This is a genomic window from Klebsiella sp. K47, assembly GCF_051858335.1.
In the GTDB taxonomy this organism is placed as follows: domain Bacteria; phylum Pseudomonadota; class Gammaproteobacteria; order Enterobacterales; family Enterobacteriaceae; genus Klebsiella; species Klebsiella pneumoniae.
The window spans coordinates 1-236 of the sequence record NZ_JBPYUI010000257.1 but is presented as its reverse complement, the minus strand read 5'-3'; the positions used below and the strand labels follow the sequence as shown (position 1 = coordinate 236).

Below are 236 nucleotides of genomic sequence, written 5' to 3'. Positions count from 1 at the left end.
CGTTCAGTCAACCGATCATTATGCCATGTGCCATAGTTTATGATAGGTTTATCAAACTCCATCACAAAGTATACGACATAATCCTGTTTTGCATCCGTGGACCAAACGTTTTCAGATAATTGATTACTGTATCCCACAACCTTATAGTCAGAAACCTTTTTCAGCGAGAAATCTTTAATTTTATAATCATATTCTCCGTTAACCTTGAGATCAATCATGATACGTCCTGTGTCCGA

1 protein-coding gene is annotated in these 236 nt (G+C 36.9%); it reads right to left on the bottom strand.

Going from position 1 to position 236, the window contains the following annotated elements:
- The coding region (locus tag RRF55_RS27945; RefSeq protein WP_439419292.1) for a hypothetical protein at positions 1–218 on the bottom strand (218 nt) is incomplete at its 3' end.
- Positions 219–236: the final 18 nt, after the last annotated feature.